The organism is Vibrio sp. Y29_XK_CS5 (genome assembly GCF_024181835.1).
Classification (GTDB): Bacteria; Pseudomonadota; Gammaproteobacteria; order Enterobacterales; family Vibrionaceae; genus Vibrio; species Vibrio harveyi.
On record NZ_JAMZAM010000008.1, the window covers coordinates 1 to 19,015 of the forward strand.

Genomic DNA, 19,015 nt, shown 5'->3' on the forward strand with positions numbered 1-19,015 from the left:
GGCGACCATAGCGATTTGGACCCACCTGATTTCCATTCCGAACTCAGAAGTGAAACGAATTAGCGCCGATGGTAGTGTGGGGCTTCCCCATGTGAGAGTAGGACATCGCCAGGCTTTAAATTTGAAGAAGCCCACTCGAGAGAGTGGGCTTTTTTTGCATTTGGAGCAAAGTAAATCTGATCACCAGAGCCCTTCTTATAAAGTCGCACCACTTTCCAATCCCTGTATATCTTTCCTGTGACTAACTTGATCATGAGATAGTGCTAACGCATTACCTAACCTCTCACAATGCCACTACTTCCCATTGTCTTTAGAACAGCCTCAAACTCGCTATTAAAACACATCGAGCTTGTGTTTAGTCCTATGACTCGATTAGGCAAAAGAACTGCGTGCGAGTGTTTTGGAGAGTGCGTGGATAAGTTGATGTAAAGTAAGGGGGATGAAGAGCGAAGGGCTAAGAAACCTTTTGGATATTTAGGTTTAAGGAGTGCTGTATTTTGACATCAGGAATACAGTCGTGATGAAGTGTTACTTGGTTGCGTCCAGAGTGCTTTGAGTAATACATGGCTTTATCAGCGTTAATCATGAGCTCTTTAGCATTAGATACTTGTCCGTCATATTCTGCGACACCAATACTTACGGTTGTGCTGATTTCGATACCATCAACTTGGCATGGGGCGTTTTGAATCGCACCTCTGATCCTTTCTGCTACATCATAGGCTTGAATCGCGCTGGTGTTGACTAAAATCACTGCAAACTCTTCTCCTCCTAAGCGACCAATAAAGTCAGTGCCACGGATTGCTCGTTGGCATATCTTTGCTACATGGTTGATCACCTGATCTCCGGAGAAGTGACCGACTTGGTCATTTATCTCTTTAAAGTGGTCAATATCGATCATGACGCAGGAGAGTGTTTGAGATAGGCGAGAATGCGAGTTCAGAGCTTTATCTAGGCTGGTTAAGAATGCTCGTCGATTCATTACACCAGTTAGCTCATCAGTCTCTGAGAGCTCTTTCAGGCGCTTTTCAAGTAGGTGTGTTTTCGTTACGTCACGAACAGACCAAATTACCCAACTTTCGTCGTCTTGTAAGCTTTCAACAGGTTTGATGATCGCTTCAAACCAGGTTTCCTCTGGGTTGTCTAACGCTTCTAGCTCTTCTATTGGCATTAGTAGGTGGTCTTGTAGTGCGATGCTGTATTTGACGACTTTTGGCTCATTAGAGCGAATTACATCATCAATATAACTTATTAATTCAGAAGCTTTACTTGATGACAAAACATCGTTTAACGAGAGGTTAGTGTAACTTTCGGCATTGAATTTCTTTGAGTGGTAAGTGCCACCAAAGCTTTCAATATAGCGACCGTTTTCATTGAGGATAAAGACATGATCAGGGAGAGTATTCAGAATGGCGTGAAGCCAATCTTCCCTTTCTTTGTAAATCATGAGGTTAGTTCCTTTATCCAATGTAAGTCTTTGATTATATCTGTTTATATTGAGTTCACAATCAATACTGATCACAGTTCAATGTATCAGGCTTGACTAATGTTTGTACAAAGGGTTGGTAAGAGAAGGTAAGGGAGGATGAAATACAGGATAGCGAGGAACAAAAAATAAAAAAGGCTTAATCATTGCTGACCAAGCCTTTTTTACAAAAATACTGTATGAACCTATTAGTTCATGCCGTACTTTTTAAGTTTTTTGCGAAGAGTACCGCGGTTGATACCCATCATAGTTGCTGCGCGAGTTTGGTTACCGCGAGTGTACTGCATGATGGTATCTAATAGTGGCTGTTCAACTTCAGCTAGAACTAATTCGTATAGTTCTGTTACTTCCTGGCCGTTTAGTTGAGCTAGGTAGTTTTTAAGAGACGCTTTAACAGAGTCACGTAAAGGCTTTTGAGTAATCTGGTCTTGTGACGTTACTGTAGTTACTGTTAATGCTTCTGAAGTCAGATTTTGTTCGAACATATTCGGTCTAGCTCTTCTCTTAATTATGATGCAACGTTATCAAAATAACCTTCTAACGCCTCAAGTTGCAGCTCAGCTGCGTCGATAGCGTTGAAGGTACGGCGAAACTCACTTGCTTGTTCATGTTCCTTTAGATACCACCCAACGTGCTTGCGCGCGATACGTGGACCTAAGAACTCTCCATAGAAATCATGCAGAGCGTTAACATGACCAAGCATAATGGCTTTCACTTCCTCACTTGGAAGCTCATCCATTGTGGTGCCGTTTTCCAAATAGTGATGGATTTCCTGGAAAATCCAAGGACGACCTTGGGCAGGGCGTCCAATCATTAAAGCGTCTGCACCGGTGTACTCCAGTACAAACTTCGCTTTCTCCGGGCTATCGATATCACCGTTTGCGATAACCGGAATGGATATAGCGTGTTTAACCGCTTTAATGCTGTCATATTCGGCCTCACCTTTGTACATACACGCTTTTGTTCTGCCATGCAGTGCAAGAGCCTGTATGCCGCAGTCTTCGGCTAATTTAGCGATGTGAACACAGTTTTTATTTTCTGTGTTCCAGCCAGTACGGGTCTTTAACGTTACAGGAACGTCTACCGCGTCCACTACCGCAGTCAAAATCTCTTTGATGATGTCTGGGTATTGAAGCAGTGCAGAACCCGCCAGCTTCTTATTCACTTTCTTTGCTGGGCAGCCCATGTTGATGTCGATGATTTGCGCACCGTTTTCAACACTGAATTGAGCCGCATCGGCCATAAGCTGTGGATCGGAACCGGCAATCTGTACAGAGCGAATGCCCGATTCGCCTTCATGTACCATGCGCTGTTTCGACTTTGACGTTCCCCATAGTTTCGGGTTAGCAGACATCATTTCACTGACGGCCATTCCCGCACCATAGCGAAGACACAACTCGCGAAACGGTCTATCCGTTACACCAGCCATAGGGGCTACGATTAGATTGTTCTTAAGTTGATAGTTTCCGATTTTCAAAACGTCATCACAGTTCTGTACCAGCAAGGGCGCGCATTTTACGCATTTTTTTACTGCGTGAAAAGACTAATATTTGAGCATTTACAAATTGTTTTTGTAATTTGTATGAAATTCAAACAATTAGCCCTGAAAACCTTGTCTAGCCTTGCTTACGACCAGAGATACGACACCATTCACTTTGCTCTACAATTGGGTCAATGTGAAGCTCGTCACGGTAATGGTTTGCTACATCCTCTGCTTGAGTGTCTAAAACACCCGACATCGCAAGGTCACCATTTGGTTTCACCAAACCTTTAATTATTGGTGCTAGTTCACGTAGAGGACCAGCAAGAATGTTCGCAACCACAACGTCTGCAATTAGACCTTCAGGTTGGTTTTGAGGTAGGAACACTTCAAGTTGATCGGCAACGCCATTACGTTCAGCGTTGTCGCGAGATGCTTGTAGTGCTTGAGGATCAATGTCGATCCCGATAACTTTTTCTGCACCTAGTTTGATCGCTGCGATCGCTAAGATGCCTGAGCCACACCCGAAGTCGATAACCGTCTTACCTGATAGATCGAGACCTTCTAGCCACTCAAGACACAATGCCGTAGTTGGGTGAGTACCTGTACCGAATGCAAGACCCGGATCTAGCATTACGTTTACTGCGTCTGGCTCTGGAATTTCACGCCAGCTTGGGCAAATCCATAGGCGTTCGCCGAACTTCATTGGGTGGAAGTTTTCCATCCACTCGCGTTCCCAGTCTTTGTCTTCTAGCTGTTCTACTTTGTAAGCAAAATCGTCAGTAAGCATGCCGCTTGCTTTGATTTGAGTGATGATGAAGTTTGTATCAGCTTCTGCATCGTACAGTGCCAGAATGTCAGTATCGCCCCATAAGCGAGTTTCGCCAGGTAGAGGTTCGAATACAGGCGTATCCTGCGCGTCTAGGAATGTTACAGACAGCGCACCAGTCTCTTCCATTAGCATGTCGCCGATTTGCTCAGCGTTTTCATTGGTCGCGTTGAGTTTGATTTGAATCCAAGGCATTTGTTTTTGCTCTTAAAGTGAATGAAGTGGCGCAGAGTTTACCAGAACTCTACGATTTGTTTGAGTATAGACTTTATACAAAACAAAAATGCCCACAGATGTGGGCATTTATCATGAGGTTAGCGAAGGCTTATTGTAGGCCTAGCTTCTTCTCTAGGTAGTGAATGTTTGCACCACCGTGCTGGAAGTTCTCATCATTCATGATTGATTCTTGTAGAGTAACGTTAGTCTTGATGCCTTCAATGATCATCTCGCCTAGTGCGTTCTTCATACGTGCAATCGCTACATCACGGTTCTCACCGTAAGTGATCAGTTTACCAATCATTGAATCGTAATGAGGTGGTACTGTGTAGCCTGTGTAAATGTGAGATTCCCAACGAACACCCATACCGCCTGGTGCGTGGAAGCGTTCAATCTTACCTGGTGAAGGTAGGAAGCGCTCAGGGTCTTCTGCGTTGATACGACACTCAATCGCATGGCCGCGGATCTTGATGTCATCCTGAGTGAATGACAGTGGTTGACCTGCTGCTACGCGTAGCTGTTCTTTAATTAGGTCAACACCGGTAACCATTTCTGTTACTGGGTGCTCAACCTGAATACGAGTGTTCATTTCGATGAAGTAGAACTCACCGTTCTCGTATAGGAATTCGAACGTACCTGCGCCGCGGTAACCGATTTCTAGACATGCACGTGTACAACGTTCACCGATGTATTTACGCATCTCTTCAGTGATACCTGGTGCTGGAGCTTCTTCAACAACCTTCTGGTGACGACGCTGCATAGAACAGTCACGTTCACCTAGGTGGATAGCACCGCCTTGACCATCAGCAATCACTTGTACTTCAACGTGACGAGGGTTTTCTAGGAATTTCTCCATGTAAACCATGTCGTTGTTGAACGCCGCTTTTGCTTCTGCACGCGTCATAGCGATAGCTTGAACAAGTTCTGCTTCAGAACGTACAACACGCATACCACGACCACCGCCGCCACCAGAGGCTTTGATGATTACTGGGTAGCCGATACGCTTAGCGTGAGCTTTGTTTTTGTCTTCGTCGTTATCTAGTGGACCGTCAGAGCCTGGTACACAAGGAACGCCTGCTTTTTTCATTGCGTTGATTGCGGACACTTTGTCACCCATCATACGGATGGTGTCTGCTTTAGGACCAACGAAGATGAAACCGCTGCGCTCTACTTGTTCAGCAAAGTCTGCGTTCTCAGATAGGAAGCCGTAACCTGGGTGAATCGCAATTGCACCCGTCACTTCTGCTGCAGAAATGATACGAGGGATGTTTAGGTAGCTGTCGATACCACGAGCAGGACCGATACATACTGTTTCGTCTGCGAGTAGTACGTGCTTAAGATCGCGGTCAGCTGTTGAGTGAACTGCCACAGTCTTAATGCCTAATTCTTTACAAGCGCGAAGGATACGAAGTGCAATTTCACCTCGGTTCGCGATGACTACTTTATCTAGCATAAGGCAAGCCCCGCTTATTCGATTACAACTAGTGGTTGGTCGAATTCAACTGGTTGGCCGTCTTCAACTAGGATTGCAGTTACAACACCTGATTTGTCCGCTTCGATTTGGTTCATCATTTTCATTGCTTCAACGATACATAGTGTGTCGCCAGCATTTACGCTCTGACCAACTTCAACGAATGATTTCGCGTCTGGACTTGGTGAGCGGTAGAAAGTACCAACCATTGGAGAAAGAACTTGGTGACCTGCAGGAACTGCTGCTGGCGCTTCTGCTGCCATTGCTGGTGCGTCTGCTACTGGAGCTGCTGCCACTGGTGCAGGTGCTGCTACTGGAGCTGCTGCGTAATGAACTGGTGCTGGAGCAGCTGCAGGGCCACTACGACTGATGCGTACTGACTCTTCACCTTCAGAGATTTCTAGCTCAGCAATGCCAGATTCTTCAACTAACTCGATTAGCTTCTTGATTTTACGAATATCCATCTTTTCTTTCTCTTTTATCTTGTGATTAAGACAACCCCAAAGGGCTGCAGAGTGTTTGGTTTACTTTGCCTGCAATTTCGCGATTGCTGCAGACAGAGCGAATTCATAACCTTGTGCACCTAAGCCACAAATCACTCCTTCTGCTTTATCAGACAGATAAGAGTGATGACGGAACGGCTCACGAGCGTGAACGTTCGATAGGTGCACTTCGATAAATGGGATGGCTACGCCAAGTAATGCATCACGCAGCGCGACACTGGTATGAGTGAAAGCCGCTGGGTTGATGATAATGAAGTCCACTTTGTCATATGCAGCGTGGATAGCTTCAATCAGTTCGTACTCACGATTCGATTGCAGGTGTTCAAGTTCCACCCCAGAGTTGTGAGCTTGTTCAGTCAATGCGTCAACAATCTGTGCTAGGGTGTTGTTACCGTAATGTGTCGGTTCACGCAGACCTAATAGATTAAGATTTGGTCCGTTTAGAACTAGAATCCGTGACTTTGCAGACATTATGTTGCTATCTTCCTTTATCGTGAGTGGAACGTTTATATTCCCAAATATACGATAATTCAGCACGATTTTTTTGTTAAAACCGAGCAAATTTTAAAAAATCGACCAAGATTATAGCTAATTCACAGCAATTAGCAGCAATTTACTGGTCTAATCTCCCAATAACCCCCGCCGTTTCTGTAACCAAGTTAACAAAAACAACATAATTGCCATGTGTTTTCTGTGGTTTATTTTGCGTCCACGCACAAAAAAGCCACCATATGCAATGGTGGCTTTTAGGGCTAGCGTTTAAAACAGGGGCTGGGTGTTATGCCAGTTCTGCTTTCTCTGCAATTAGCTTGTCTACAACACTTGGATCTGCCAGTGTCGAAGTATCACCTAGGTTGCTGGTATCACCCGTTGCAATCTTACGTAGGATGCGGCGCATGATTTTACCGGAGCGAGTTTTTGGTAGAGAGTCTGTCCAGTGCAGCACGTCTGGTGTCGCGATTGGACCAATCTCTTTACGTACCCAGTCTTTCACCTCTTTGTGCAGCTCAGCTGATGGGAACTCACCATCATTAAGCGTGACGTATGCGTAAATTGCCTGACCTTTGATGTCATGAGGGATACCGACAATCGCTGCTTCCGCAATTTTATCGTGTGCAACCAGTGCTGACTCAATCTCTGCGGTACCCATACGGTGACCTGAAACGTTCAATACGTCATCTACACGACCCGTAATCCAGTAATAGCCGTCTTCGTCACGACGAGCACCATCACTGGTGAAGTACATGCCTTTGAAGGTAGAGAAATAGGTTTGCTCAAAGCGCTCATGGTCGCCGTAAACTGTACGCATCTGACCTGGCCATGAATCAAGGATCACCAAGTTACCTTCTGCGGCGGTTTCTTCGATGATGTTACCCATGTTATCTACTAGTGCAGGTTGTACGCCGAAGAATGGGCGAGTTGCTGAGCCTGGTTTCAGGTCTGTTGCACCTGGTAGTGGCGCAATCAAGATGCCGCCCGTCTCTGTTTGCCACCAAGTATCAACGATAGGTGAGTTTTCATTACCAATCGTCTTGTAGTACCACTCCCATGCTTCTGGGTTGATAGGTTCACCTACAGAGCCCATTACACGCAAGCTTGAACGAGATGTTCCGGCTATCGCTTCGTTACCTTTTGCCATTAGTGCTCGAATCGCTGTTGGTGCAGTGTAGAGAATGTTTACTTGATGCTTATCAACCACTTCACTCATGCGAGCCGTGCTTGGGTAGTTTGGTACACCTTCGAACAGAATGGTTTTCGCACCGTTCGCCAGTGGACCGTAAATTAAGTAAGTGTGACCAGTAATCCAACCGACATCCGCCGTACACCAGAACGTTTCACCTTCTTGGTAATCGAACACGTACTTGAAGGTCATGGTCGCGTACACTAGGTAACCACCTGTGGTGTGCAGCACGCCTTTTGGCTTACCTGTTGAGCCTGAAGTGTAAAGAATGAACAGAGGGTCTTCTGCTTTCATCTCCTCAGGTGGACATACGTCAGAAACGACAGCTGTTGCTTCGTGCCACCAAACGTCACGGTGCTCGTGCCAATCAATGTCGCCACCCGTACGTTTTAGAACGACCACTTTGTCGATGGTTTTTACTTCTGGGTTTGTCAGTGCTTCATCAACGTTTTTCTTCAGTGGTACTGCGCGACCACCACGAACGCCTTCGTCAGCGGTGATAACAATTTTTGCGTCTGAGTCGATGATACGACCGGACAGGGCTTCTGGTGAGAAACCACCAAATACTACGGTATGAACCGCACCAATACGCGTACATGCCAGCATTGCGATAGCCGCTTCTGGCACCATTGGCATGTAAAGACAAACCACGTCACCTTTGTGTACGCCTTGCTCTTTTAGTGCGTTAGAGAACTTACACACTTCTTTGTGCAGTTCATTGAATGTGAGGGTTTTGTCGTCGGCAGGATCATCGCCTTCCCAGATGATCGCGACTTCATCGCCACGCTCGGCAAGGTGACGGTCAATACAGTTTGCAGATACGTTCAGCGTGCCGTCTTCGAACCAACGAATGTCGACGTGACCAGTATCGAAAGAGGTGTTTTTAACTTGAGTGAATGGCTTAATCCAATCGACAACTTTACCGTGTTCGCTCCAGAAGCCTTCAGGGTCGCTTACCGACTGCTGATACATGGCTAGGTAAGTGTCATTATCCGCATGCGTATGGTTTTTAATATTTTCTTTTACCGGATAAACGTGGGCTTCGCTCATGGCTTCTCTCCTTGTGCCTTTAATTCTCGACCTTCGTCTTTTGTAGGGCTGTTTCCGTTCTTTAGTCTGTGATTCATCAAGAACGTTGCTGTGCATATAACTGTCAGTCACAGCGCGTATTTCCACAATTAGACTTTAGGATGAGAGTGAGGAATGCGCCGCGATATTGCTGAATTTAAAGCGAATGTGGGAGGTGGATCGAAAGCTGAGTGTTGAAGCTATTGGGTATAAGGCACGCTCAGGTTTGGTAAATCGCCTTTGGTTAGACGCACATACACCAAAGCGGCGGATTTTGCGTCTTGCAGGGCATCGTGTTTGTCTTGAATCGGCAGTTCGAGGTGCTTACAAATCGCATCAAGACTTAAGTCGAAGTAGGCGTTAGGTAAATGACGTTCTAGCTTGTCGTGATAAATCTGGCTCACTTCGATGAGCGGGTTAGGTAGTGGAAAGCCTAAATGCCTCAGACAAGCGAGGTCGAGGATCTTTTTGTCATAGCGAATGTGGTAGCCGACTAAAGGACGATTGCCGATAAAGTCGAGCAGCTTAATGAGCGCTTCTTTTTCGCTGATGCCATCCACCAAATCTTGATGGCGGATATGGTGAATTTTTACCGAGCCTGAATCGAGTGATTGCGGGGCGCGAAGTCGAACTTCGAACGGTTTGCTGGTGATGATGCGATTGTCGATGATTTTGGTCGCAGCGATGGTGACCAGCTCGGCTCTATTTGGGTCCAAGCTGGTGGTTTCGCAATCGAGAGAGACAAATTCGCCTTTTTGCGGCGAACAAAACAGTGGCTGATAAGGTGAGCCTTTCAGCTTGTAATGCCAGTATTTCCTTTGTAGCCAATTCATCCCTGTTACCTCTCGTCTTATTTGCCTAAAAGACTCTAATCACGGATTTGATAATGGAAGCCTAAGAACTGCTTAAACTTCTTCACCACGTGTAAGCTGTGGCGTAGCAGGTCTCGTTCTGTCCTGTCTAACTGTTTGATGTCGATGTTGTTCAATGCTTCTTGCTTACTCAATTGCTGGTTCAAACGGATCTTGAAAAACAGCTTCAGCGCCTCATTGAGGTTATCGGCGGTTTCTGGTTCTAAGATACGTTTGTTTCTCAGTGCTTCGATACGCTCGAAGGTGTTCTTCTCTTCAATCGCGTATTCCAATGCCAAGGTGCGAATACCATGCACGATTGGGAAAATGCCACCACGCTTAATATCCAGCCCGTCTTTAGCACTTTTTACGTTGCCAAACAGAGTAAGAGGCACGGAAAATTGCAGTGCAGGGCGAGTGAAATCGGACAGAATCAACATACGATCTTTCATGCTGTCTCTAAGGTGCTCGGCGATTGGCGTGAGCAACTCTCGATTGCCCGCGACCGCATGAGCGTCACTGAAGATGGCTAAATCCATGATTTGTTCTGGCTGCGCTTTAGCAATCCAACCATCGAGCGTTTTAATCCATTCTTGCTGCGTTCGAACCCACTTAGGATTGTTAACCATGACTTTGCCTGGGCAGAGTGGATAGCCCAGTTGCTGCAAGGTGTGGGTGAGGGTTTGCATGACTTCGGAGCAATGTTCCCATTCCAGCCCATCTTGGATGATCAGTGCGTTATCTTGATCGGTTTTGAGGATTTGCTCTCCACGACCTTCCGAGCCAAGCACAATCAGACAGCAGTGATCGTGCAGTGCTGGTGGCACCACAAGCTCAAACGCTTTTTCGATGATTTGTTCGTTTACGGCAGATATCAGCTCCATGATGAAGCGAGTGCGGATGCCGTTGGTCAGCAAGCTATCCACCAACTGACGCTGTCGATTGGAAGCTAGGGCTAACTCTTCCACGCTGCTGGCTCGTGCAATACTGAGTGTCAGTACGTGTGAGTGAGTGGAAAACGCACTGAGGATTTGCGTCATATCCAGCATACCGACCGCTTGATTGCCTTCGCACACCATTAGACGCTTCATGCGGTTGCGCGTCATGGTGATCATGGCGTTAAACAAGAAGTCACCATCATCCACGTGATAAACAGGGAAGGTCGCAATCTTACTCACTGGCGTATCGAGTGGGTGCTCGTCAAGCATCACGGCGTGGAGCATATTGGTTCGCGTCACTATCGCGTAGGGATGCGCCGATGGATATTGCTCTAGGCGTGGGTCATCTTGGTTGAGCTGAACCAAAGCGGCATCAATGCCATTGTCTTTAAGTGTTTTAGTGACCTGATTAATTGGCATATCGGACGCCAATAGCATCGGTGGATGATAGATACTGCTATCGACTTTAGTCAGAATGAATTCCGCGAGGTTTTGTTGCTGTTGAGCCGCTTCAATGAGGGCTTGGCGTTTGGATAAGTTGTTATCGAAGTAGGCAGCGAACTGTCCGTTCTCGTTATACAGCTCAAGAAACACTTCTTTAGGCAGCAAGTACGAGAGGGTATCTTCCAGTGCCACATACTGATGGCGCACGCTTTCTTCAAACAAAGAGCGCACATCAAACATGTCGTCGTTAGCGTAGTGAGCAAACACTTCGTCTTGATCTTTTGAACGCTCTTCTACGGCACCTTTAATCAGCACGTGCAGGTGAGGGTTGTCTTGCCCACAAGCTAAAATGACATCTCGCGTTCGGTAGTACGCCACATCAAGAGACGAGCGCAGTCGATTTTGCTGTGCGTCAGTCAGGCGGTCGAACGGTGGAGATTGCATATTAAATTTGTCAGGCATGAGAGCACCTAAATTTGGTGGGAACACATTCTAAGTCTGACAAATTTCCCTGCTGAAGCCAGACGACTTTGGTCTAAATCGTCACAATCTAATTTTGCATTTCGAGACCCTGTGCCATTGAGGAAACGGTAAGTTGCCGATTCTTCCCTTTTTCTATTACACATTGCGATCCATAATTCCGCGTCCCAAACGTTTACGTGGCGGAAGTCGTTAGTTTTTGTCGTTTTTTAGGATGTCAGTGATGTTGAAACCCTCTCCGTATGGCTGGATTTCCCAGTACTTTCTCGGATTCTTTTTTGCGTATGGCGTGTATCTGCCATTTTGGTCGTTGTGGTTTAAAGAGCAGGGCGTTTCTCCAACAGATATTGGTCTGTTAGTGGGGCTAGGTTTAGCGACGCGTTGTGTGGCGAACATGGTACTTACCCCACGTTTGCATAAAGTGGAACACCTTATGCCTGCATTGCGCTGGTTGAGTTTTGCTGCCCTTATATTTGTTGGTTTCCACTTTTTCACTGGCGGCAACTTCTGGTTAATGGCGCTTGCCACCGTCTTGTTCAACTTGTGTTGTGGTCCTGTCGTGCCTCTGTCTGATGCGATGGCGAACTACTACGCGCGTTTGAAAATGCTCGATTACGGTCGTACCCGTTTGTGGGGCTCGGTTGCCTTTATTGCAGGCTCGACTGTGGTGGGTTACTTGGTGGCAGAGTTTGGCTCTGACATGATTTTGTACACGGCGATGGTCGGTGTGTTTATCTCGCTCTTATTTGCAATGCGTAACATCAACCCAATGCCAGTGACACGCGAAGGTCAACATTCTGAGCGCCCAAAACTCTCAGCGTTACTGACGGATAAACCGGTCGTGAAGTTCCTTGTATTAATGGCGTTAATCCAAGGCAGCCATGCGGCGTACTACGGTTTTAGCGCGATTCACTGGAAAGCGGCTGGTCACTCAGAAGATGTGATTGGCTACTTATGGAGCTTGGGCGTGGCAGCTGAAGTTGCTGTGTTTGCTCTGAGTAAGCGTTTGTTCGCTGGCTGGTCTTTGCGTACTTTGTTTGTGGTTGCGGCTGGTGGTGTGATGCTACGTTGGGGCATGACAGCGTCTACGACCTCTATTTTGGCGTTGGTGGTAGTGCAAATGCTTCACGGCGTGACGTTTGCCATGGCGCACATTGCTGCGATTCAATACATCCAGAACTCAGCTGAGAACAAGATGGTGGCATTACAGGCACTATATAACGCAATCCCACTGGGTGCGTTTATCGCGTTGATGACGGTGATCAGTGGTTGGGGCTACGAGCACTGGGGTGCGAATATCTTCTGGTTGATGGCGGCGATGGGCTTTATTGCACTGTTTATCAAAGTTGAGCCTCAAAATGATGAAAGTAATGTGGTTGACCTCTCAGCCAATGCGCCCGAAGCACAGAATTAAGCTTCTGTGACAGAGATTAAAAACTAACCTTTGTCTCTGTTGTGAAAGCAGTGTTAAATGAAACCTCTCCCTTATGGAGAGGTTTTTTTATTCCTTGCTTTAATAACAGCAAGAAAGGCAAGAAAAGTAAGAAAGGATATCGGATGCAAGGATGGCTAGTGATTCCCGTTTCTTTGGCGTATTTGGGAATCCTGTTTTTAATCGCTTGGTACGGTGACAAACAAAAGAGATGGTTAGCGCGTTGGCGACCATGGATCTACAGTTTGTCGATTGCGGTCTATTGTACGTCATGGACCTTCTATGGCACGGTCGGGCAGGCGAGCAACAATCCTTGGTCCTTCCTACCCATCTATATCGCGCCGATCATCGTGTTTACCATCGGCTGGCGCGTCCTCGCTCGGCTTATCTTGATTGCCAAGCGCGAGCACATTACCTCCATTGCCGATTTCATTGCCGCCCGCTATGGCAAATCGCAAGGCTTGGCGGTGGTTGTCACTTTAATCGCCGTGGCAGGCATTCTTCCATATATCGCTTTGCAATTGCGCGGCATCACCATGGGGTTGGAGATCATCGCGCCAGATTTAGCATCTGATCTCAGTTATCAAAACTACAGTGTGTCTTGGTTTGTGGTGGGGGCGATGGCTATCTTCACCATGTTGTTCGGTACGCGTCATATCGATAACACTGAACATCACCGCGGCATGATGATGGCAATTGCGTTTGAATCAGTACTCAAGTTGGTGGCGTTTTTAGTGGTGGGCGTGTTTATTGTTTGGCTCGCGATGGATACCGAGAGCTTCCACCTCGCCGATATCGCCGCTGAAACCTATGAGTCCCCTAACATTCCGACCTTGCTGATTCATACCATTCTGACCATGTTGGCGATTGTCTGTTTGCCACGTCAGTTCCACACCATGGTAGTCGAGAATGAACGCGCGCAAGACTTACACGTCGCGCGTTGGTTGTTCCCGTTGTATCTGATTCTGATGGGCATTTTCGTTCTGCCAATCGCATGGGTAGGGCAAAGCCTGTTGAGTGGCAGCCCTGCCGATACGTACGTGATCAGTGTGCCGATGGCGGTGGGCGCGAATGACATCGCCTTGCTGGCATTTTTGGGCGGTACTTCTGCGGCAAGCGGCATGGTCATCGTCTCGACCATTGCCTTAGCGATCATGGTATCTAACGATTTGGTGATGCCGCTGATTTTGCGCCGGATGAAGTTATCAAAACGTAATCATCACCATTTCTCTACGCTGTTATTACGTATACGTCGCGGGCTTATTCTGCTTCTTTTGATTGGTGCATGGGGCTTTTATCAGGCTTTAGATAGTATCCACTCACTCTCTGCGATAGGTTTTCTCTCGTTTGCAGCGATTACCCAGTTCGCTCCGTCTTTGCTTGGCGGTATGTATTGGCGTCAGGGCAACAAGAAAGGCGTGTATGTCGGTCTGCTGGTGGGTTTCACCATTTGGTTGATTACTTTGATGAGCCAAACCGACATGCTGGCGGGTGACGCAAGCAACAACTTGCTGATTTGGTTGATCACTCCGCCTGATTTATTGGCAGGCTTTGGTATTGCTGTTTCCGACTGGGGCATGATCCTCAGCGTTGTGGCGAATACCGCGTGTTTTGTTGCGGTATCACTAGCTACACGCCCAAGCATAAGTGAACGCTTACAATCGGCGTCATTCGTTGGTACGCCGTTGCCTGAAAGTGAAAACATCAGCTTGTATCAGAGCCGTGTGACGGTCAGTGAACTGGAGATGCTAGCCTCTCGATTTGTTGGACGCACGCGAGTGAAATCCGCCTTCCAAACCTATTGGAGTCAGCAACGCGAGGAGCTGCTTCCCAACCAACAAGCTCCCTCTACCTTGATTCGACATACCGAGCGCGTCCTTGCCGGTGTGTTTGGTGCTTCTTCAGCTAAGTTAGTACTTACTTCCGCCTTGCAAGGCAGAAATATGCAGCTTGAGGAAGTGGCGACCATCGTTGATGAAGCCTCAGAGCTGTACGATTTCAGCCGTGGCTTATTGCAAGGTGCGATTGAACACATTGGTCAAGGGATCGCAGTGGTGGACAAGCAACTAAGGCTGGTGGCGTGGAACCAACGTTATCTGGAGTTATTTGTTTTCCCGCCGGGTTTGATTCAGGTCGGGCGTCCGATTGCGGATGTGATTCGTCATAATGCTGAGCAAGGTTTATGTGGTCCGGGTGACCCTGAAGATCACGTTCGTCGCCGTGTTTATCATCTTGAACAAGGCACGAGACATACCTCTTCCCGTGTGCGTCCAGATGGTCGCGTAATTGAAGTGCAAGGCAACCCAATGCCAGGTGGCGGCTTCGTGATGAGCTTTACCGATATCACCGTGTTCCGCGATGCAGAGCAAGCTCTGAAAGACGCCAATGAGACACTAGAAGAGCGCGTTCGTGCTCGTACTCGTGAGTTGGAACAACTGAACAAACAACTGGTAGCAGCAACCCAACGCTCTGAGCATGAGTCGCAGTCCAAGTCGCGCTTCTTAGCTGCGGTAAGTCATGACTTGATGCAACCGCTGAATGCCGCGCGCCTGTTTGCTTCTTCGTTGTCGGAAGTTGCTAAAGACAGTGAAACCCAAAAGCTGTCGACCCACATCGAGAGTGCGTTAGGGGCGGCGGAAGATTTGATTGGTGACTTGCTGGATATTTCACGTTTGGAATCGGGCAAGCTGGACGTCAATGTGCATGGCTTTGCGGTCAATGATGTACTAGCTAACTTGAATGCTGAATTCAGCGCGTTGGCGAAACAACAAGGTATTGAGTTCACCATGATCCCATCGTCCTTGATGGTGAAATCCGATCCGAAATTGCTACGCCGCGTGGTACAGAACTTCCTCACCAATGCGTTCCGCTATAGCCCGAATGGCAAAGTGGCGCTCGGTGTTCGTCGTGTTCAAGGGCGAGTGCGTATTGATGTGTGGGATAACGGAATGGGTATCGAAGAAGAGAAGCAACAAGAGATCTTCGAAGAATTTAATCGTGGTACTCAAGTCCGTTCTGACCAAGGTTTAGGGTTAGGTTTGGCTATTTCGAAAGGTATTGCTCAAGTGCTAGGGCATGAAATCTCGATGCGTTCTTGGTTTGGTCAAGGCAGCGTGTTCTCGATTACCTTAGATAAGGCAGAGAAGGTGCACATTCCGGCAGTCAAAGCAGTGAAGAGTGCACAATCTGACTTGAGCCATATTCGTGTGCTGTGTGTCGATAATGAGCCGGATATTCTAGTTGGAATGGAGAATCTACTCTCACGCTGGGGCTGTGATATTCGCATTGCGACCGACATCGTTGAGAGTTTGAAAGCGATCGAAGACGATTGGCTGCCGGATGTGATTTTCTCCGATTATCGTTTAGACAATGGTCGAACTGGATTAGAAGTGTTGCAGCAATGTCGCTTGCGTCTGGGTAATCGCTTTGAGGGGGTGATCATCAGTGCCGACCGAACCGATGACATGATGGAAGGCATTAAAGCCAATGGGTTTAGTTTTATCGCCAAACCTGTAAAGCCTTTGAAGCTGCGCTCGGTTCTCAATCGAGTCGCCTAGAAAAAAAGACCTCCGATTGGAGGTCTTTTGCTTTAAGGGGGTGATCGGTCGGTGGCTTATTCTGCAACGCCGCCTTGAGTCAGTTTGGCTGGATCGAGCAATCTTTCTAATGTTGCGCGATCTAAGTCCGTTTCTTCTTCCGCGACATCAATGATAGCGCGACCTTGTTTGTAGGCTTTCTTCGCTACTTCGGCTGCTTTTAGGTAGCCAATCACAGGGTTAAGTGCGGTGACCAGAATCGGGTTCTTCGCCAGTGCCACATCAAGGTTGTCTTGGCGCACTTCAAACGTCGCGATGGCTTTGTCTGCCAAAGCAACGGCGCTGTTCGACAGCAGTTCAATGCTTTCTAGTACATTGTGAGCTATCACTGGCAGCATCACGTTAAGTTGGAAGTTACCTGATTGACCTGCAACGGTAATGGTTGCGTCGTTACCAATAACTTGTGCCGACGCCATGGCTGCTGCTTCTGGAATCACAGGGTTCACTTTGCCCGGCATGATAGAAGAGCCCGGTTGTAAGCCTTGCAGTTCGATTTCACCTAAGCCGGCTAGTGGACCTGAGTTCATCCAACGAAGATCGTTTGCGATCTTCATGATCGCAACTGCTGCTGTTTTGAGCTGTCCCGATAGGGCGACGATCGCATCCTGGCTGCTGAGGTTGAAGAAGAAGTTTTTGCTTGAAGCAAACTCTATGCGCGTTGATTGCGTTAGGTTATCAGCAAAAAGATCGGCGAAGCGTGGATCGGCGTTGATCCCTGTACCCACCGCTGTTCCGCCTTGGGCTAACGCTTTCACAGCTGGCAGTGTTTGCTCAATAGCTTGTTTAGCGTGTTCGATTTGGAACTGCCAGCCACCAAGCTCTTGGGCGAAGGTAATAGGCATCGCATCCATTAGGTGCGTACGACCTGTTTTCACCACATCTTTCAGGGCTTGTTGCTTAGTCTCTAGTGTTTCACTTAGGTGGGACAGTGCTGGTAGTAGCTGTTTTTCAATTGCAATTGCAGAGCTGACTTGAATCGCAGTAGGCACTACGTCGTTACTGCTTTGACCCATATTGACGTGATCGTTTGGATTGACTGTTCCGCCTAGATGCTCAGATGCCAATGTTGCAATCACTTCGTTGGCATTCATGTTTGAGCTCGTGCCCGAGCCAGTTTGGAATACATCGATAGGGAATTGATCGATGTGTTTACCATCAATGATGGCTTGCGCGGCATCAGCGATGGCATTGGCAATATCACCTTCTAGCAAGCCAAGTTGAGCATTGGTAAGCGCTGCGGTTTGTTTGATGTGAGCGAGTGCTTGAATAAACCCTGTCGGCATGGTGTGTTTGCTGAAAGCAAAGTTATCGACAGCGCGTTGAGTTTGGGCTTGATACAAAGCGTTGGCAGGGACTTTGACTTCGCCCATGCTGTCCGCTTCGATACGGAATTCCGTGGTCATGGTAGGTTCCTTTTGTTTAATCGAGTGGCGTCTGTATCAGACGTAATTGTTGTTGTAATGAGAGAAATTTCACATCGCCATCCTCAAATTGGTAGTAGTAACGTTTGAGACAAAGTAGCGGAGTGTGAATAGAATCGAGGCAGACTCGGCGGAAGATGCGGCTGCGCGCAGGGTCCTGAATGGCATCAAGTAGATGGAAGTAGACTTGGCGCAAATACAGCTCGCACAGCAACAGGTTTTCGTGCTCTGCATCGTGATCGTAGATGGACGACAGCACCATACCCCAATGGATGTAATCATGGATCACATCGGGTTCGAAGCCGCTTGGCGCATACACATGAAGGAATCGGTCTTGCGCTTTAAAAAAGGCGTTGTAGATGGCTTGGCTGCTGTCCATAGTTACCTCGATACTTAAGATAATGATAATTATTATCAATTAATTGTCGATTAGCAACCACAGCTTTTTTGAGGAAATAACACAACAAAAAAAGCCGATACTCGGACTCAGTATCGGCTGAAGTGGGAGAGCTCAATCCCTACAATTAAGCTCGGTATTCTTTCGCGAGATAAGGTTGGCTCAAATGCGTCTTCAAGCCTTATGGAGCAAGTAAGTTATTTGTCCGTAAACAGGGTTTCGTATTTCACAAACGCTGTTTGCGTTTCACCGTAGTAGAGCGTGCCTTCAGATTGAATCGCAACACGTAGCCAACTCTCGGCTGATGCAGGCTTAGGCAAAGTGATGGTCCAGTTTTGTCCGGCTTGATCCGCTGGCTTCATGTCAATTGGTTGTGCGTTTTGTTCTTGGCTATCCACGACTGAAAGCTTCACTCCTTCCAGTGGGTAAGCCGCATGTAAAGACAACTCTAGGCTATCTTGAGTCAGCTTTTCTGAGCGAAACTTCACTTTAAAGTCGCCGTTCTCCATATCACACAAGCCACTGGTATAACGGCAATTCGACTTGCTGGCCAGTTTGTAGCTTTCCCCTTCTTTAGCGGCATGAGGTTTCTCACTTAGAGCCATGTCTGTACCGAAATAAGCGATCAAAGACAGAATCGGGGCGATCAACAGAGCGATAATAAAGTGCTTGTTTTTGAACATAAAATACTAATCCCATCAATTATCTGTTCATTTTTACTGGCT

15 protein-coding genes and 1 rRNA gene are annotated in these 19,015 nt (G+C 47.4%); 3 read left to right on the forward strand and 13 right to left on the reverse strand.

Features of this window, described 5'->3' with window-relative positions:
• Nucleotides 1-114: ribosomal RNA gene (gene rrf, locus NL647_RS23750) — 5S ribosomal RNA — on the forward strand; the annotation flags it as partial.
• Nucleotides 115-454: 340 nt separating this feature from the next.
• Here rrf and NL647_RS23755 read toward each other — a convergent pair.
• The 10 genes from NL647_RS23755 to NL647_RS23800 form a co-directional block, all read right to left on the reverse strand.
• On the reverse strand, nucleotides 455-1,444 hold the full coding sequence (locus tag NL647_RS23755) for a sensor domain-containing diguanylate cyclase (protein WP_009698911.1): 990 nt from the start codon (nucleotides 1,442-1,444) through the stop codon (nucleotides 455-457).
• A 227-nt stretch (nucleotides 1,445-1,671) separates the two neighbouring features.
• Nucleotides 1,672-1,968 (reverse strand): DNA-binding transcriptional regulator Fis, encoded by a 297-nt coding sequence (gene fis, locus NL647_RS23760; protein WP_000462885.1) that lies wholly within the window; start codon nucleotides 1,966-1,968, stop codon nucleotides 1,672-1,674.
• Between the two features lie 23 nt (nucleotides 1,969-1,991).
• Nucleotides 1,992-2,960, reverse strand: a complete 969-nt coding sequence (gene dusB, locus NL647_RS23765) for a tRNA dihydrouridine synthase DusB (protein WP_005448258.1) — start codon at nucleotides 2,958-2,960, stop codon at nucleotides 1,992-1,994.
• 139 nt (nucleotides 2,961-3,099) lie between these two features.
• Complete coding sequence (gene prmA / locus NL647_RS23770) at nucleotides 3,100-3,987, reverse strand: 50S ribosomal protein L11 methyltransferase (RefSeq protein ID WP_009698909.1); 888 nt, start codon at nucleotides 3,985-3,987, stop codon at nucleotides 3,100-3,102.
• A 130-nt stretch (nucleotides 3,988-4,117) separates the two neighbouring features.
• Nucleotides 4,118-5,461, reverse strand: coding sequence for an acetyl-CoA carboxylase biotin carboxylase subunit (accC, locus tag NL647_RS23775; RefSeq protein WP_005440401.1), 1,344 nt, complete (start codon nucleotides 5,459-5,461; stop codon nucleotides 4,118-4,120).
• A gap of 14 nt (nucleotides 5,462-5,475) precedes the next feature.
• Nucleotides 5,476-5,943, reverse strand: a complete 468-nt coding sequence (accB, locus tag NL647_RS23780) for an acetyl-CoA carboxylase biotin carboxyl carrier protein (RefSeq protein ID WP_009698908.1) — start codon at nucleotides 5,941-5,943, stop codon at nucleotides 5,476-5,478.
• A 60-nt stretch (nucleotides 5,944-6,003) separates the two neighbouring features.
• Nucleotides 6,004-6,453, reverse strand: a complete 450-nt coding sequence (aroQ, locus tag NL647_RS23785) for a type II 3-dehydroquinate dehydratase (protein ID WP_005448261.1) — start codon at nucleotides 6,451-6,453, stop codon at nucleotides 6,004-6,006.
• A gap of 307 nt (nucleotides 6,454-6,760) precedes the next feature.
• Complete coding sequence (gene acs, locus NL647_RS23790; protein WP_253650732.1) at nucleotides 6,761-8,713, reverse strand: acetate--CoA ligase; 1,953 nt, start codon at nucleotides 8,711-8,713, stop codon at nucleotides 6,761-6,763.
• Nucleotides 8,714-8,931: 218 nt separating this feature from the next.
• Nucleotides 8,932-9,564 carry a 3'-5' exonuclease gene (locus NL647_RS23795; protein ID WP_005440406.1) on the reverse strand — a complete coding sequence of 211 codons (633 nt, stop codon included), beginning with the start codon at nucleotides 9,562-9,564 and terminating at the stop codon, nucleotides 8,932-8,934.
• Between the two features lie 35 nt (nucleotides 9,565-9,599).
• On the reverse strand, nucleotides 9,600-11,426 hold the full coding sequence (locus tag NL647_RS23800) for a DUF294 nucleotidyltransferase-like domain-containing protein (protein ID WP_253650733.1): 1,827 nt from the start codon (nucleotides 11,424-11,426) through the stop codon (nucleotides 9,600-9,602).
• 241 nt (nucleotides 11,427-11,667) lie between these two features.
• On the opposite strand from NL647_RS23800, the gene NL647_RS23805 reads away from it, so the two are divergent.
• Complete coding sequence (locus NL647_RS23805) at nucleotides 11,668-12,858, forward strand: 3-phenylpropionate MFS transporter (protein WP_253650734.1); 1,191 nt, start codon at nucleotides 11,668-11,670, stop codon at nucleotides 12,856-12,858.
• Nucleotides 12,859-13,001: 143 nt separating this feature from the next.
• Nucleotides 13,002-16,433, forward strand: a complete 3,432-nt coding sequence (locus NL647_RS23810) for a PAS domain-containing hybrid sensor histidine kinase/response regulator (protein ID WP_009698905.1) — start codon at nucleotides 13,002-13,004, stop codon at nucleotides 16,431-16,433.
• Between the two features lie 56 nt (nucleotides 16,434-16,489).
• Here the strand turns inward: NL647_RS23810 and NL647_RS23815 are convergent, their stop codons facing one another.
• The 3 genes from NL647_RS23815 to NL647_RS23825 all read right to left on the reverse strand — a co-directional run bounded on the left by NL647_RS23815 (nucleotide 16,490) and on the right by NL647_RS23825 (nucleotide 18,973).
• Nucleotides 16,490-17,875, reverse strand: coding sequence for a lyase family protein (locus NL647_RS23815; RefSeq protein WP_017190958.1), 1,386 nt, complete (start codon nucleotides 17,873-17,875; stop codon nucleotides 16,490-16,492).
• A 16-nt stretch (nucleotides 17,876-17,891) separates the two neighbouring features.
• Nucleotides 17,892-18,272: a hypothetical protein gene (locus NL647_RS23820; RefSeq protein WP_017190957.1), complete on the reverse strand. Its 381-nt coding sequence runs from the start codon at nucleotides 18,270-18,272 to the stop codon at nucleotides 17,892-17,894.
• A 215-nt stretch (nucleotides 18,273-18,487) separates the two neighbouring features.
• On the reverse strand, nucleotides 18,488-18,973 hold the full coding sequence (locus tag NL647_RS23825; RefSeq protein WP_005448269.1) for a hypothetical protein: 486 nt from the start codon (nucleotides 18,971-18,973) through the stop codon (nucleotides 18,488-18,490).
• Between the last annotated feature and the right edge of the window lie 42 nt (nucleotides 18,974-19,015).

Excerpts from the sequence above, each read along its gene's own strand:
- NL647_RS23755 (WP_009698911.1), bottom strand. The coding sequence starts at position 1,444 with ATGATTTACAAAGAAAGGGAAGATTGGCTTCACGCCATTCTGAATACT.
- fis (WP_000462885.1), bottom strand. The coding sequence starts at position 1,968 with ATGTTCGAACAAAATCTGACTTCAGAAGCATTAACAGTAACTACAGTA.
- prmA (WP_009698909.1), bottom strand. The coding sequence starts at position 3,987 with ATGCCTTGGATTCAAATCAAACTCAACGCGACCAATGAAAACGCTGAG.
- accC (WP_005440401.1), bottom strand. The coding sequence starts at position 5,461 with ATGCTAGATAAAGTAGTCATCGCGAACCGAGGTGAAATTGCACTTCGT.
- accB (WP_009698908.1), bottom strand. The coding sequence starts at position 5,943 with ATGGATATTCGTAAAATCAAGAAGCTAATCGAGTTAGTTGAAGAATCT.
- aroQ (WP_005448261.1), bottom strand. The coding sequence starts at position 6,453 with ATGTCTGCAAAGTCACGGATTCTAGTTCTAAACGGACCAAATCTTAAT.
- acs (WP_253650732.1), bottom strand. The coding sequence starts at position 8,713 with ATGAGCGAAGCCCACGTTTATCCGGTAAAAGAAAATATTAAAAACCAT.
- NL647_RS23795 (WP_005440406.1), bottom strand. The coding sequence starts at position 9,564 with ATGAATTGGCTACAAAGGAAATACTGGCATTACAAGCTGAAAGGCTCA.
- NL647_RS23800 (WP_253650733.1), bottom strand. The coding sequence starts at position 11,426 with ATGCCTGACAAATTTAATATGCAATCTCCACCGTTCGACCGCCTGACT.
- NL647_RS23805 (WP_253650734.1), top strand. The coding sequence starts at position 11,668 with ATGTTGAAACCCTCTCCGTATGGCTGGATTTCCCAGTACTTTCTCGGA.
- NL647_RS23810 (WP_009698905.1), top strand. The coding sequence starts at position 13,002 with ATGCAAGGATGGCTAGTGATTCCCGTTTCTTTGGCGTATTTGGGAATC.
- NL647_RS23815 (WP_017190958.1), bottom strand. The coding sequence starts at position 17,875 with ATGACCACGGAATTCCGTATCGAAGCGGACAGCATGGGCGAAGTCAAA.
- NL647_RS23820 (WP_017190957.1), bottom strand. The coding sequence starts at position 18,272 with ATGGACAGCAGCCAAGCCATCTACAACGCCTTTTTTAAAGCGCAAGAC.
- NL647_RS23825 (WP_005448269.1), bottom strand. The coding sequence starts at position 18,973 with ATGTTCAAAAACAAGCACTTTATTATCGCTCTGTTGATCGCCCCGATT.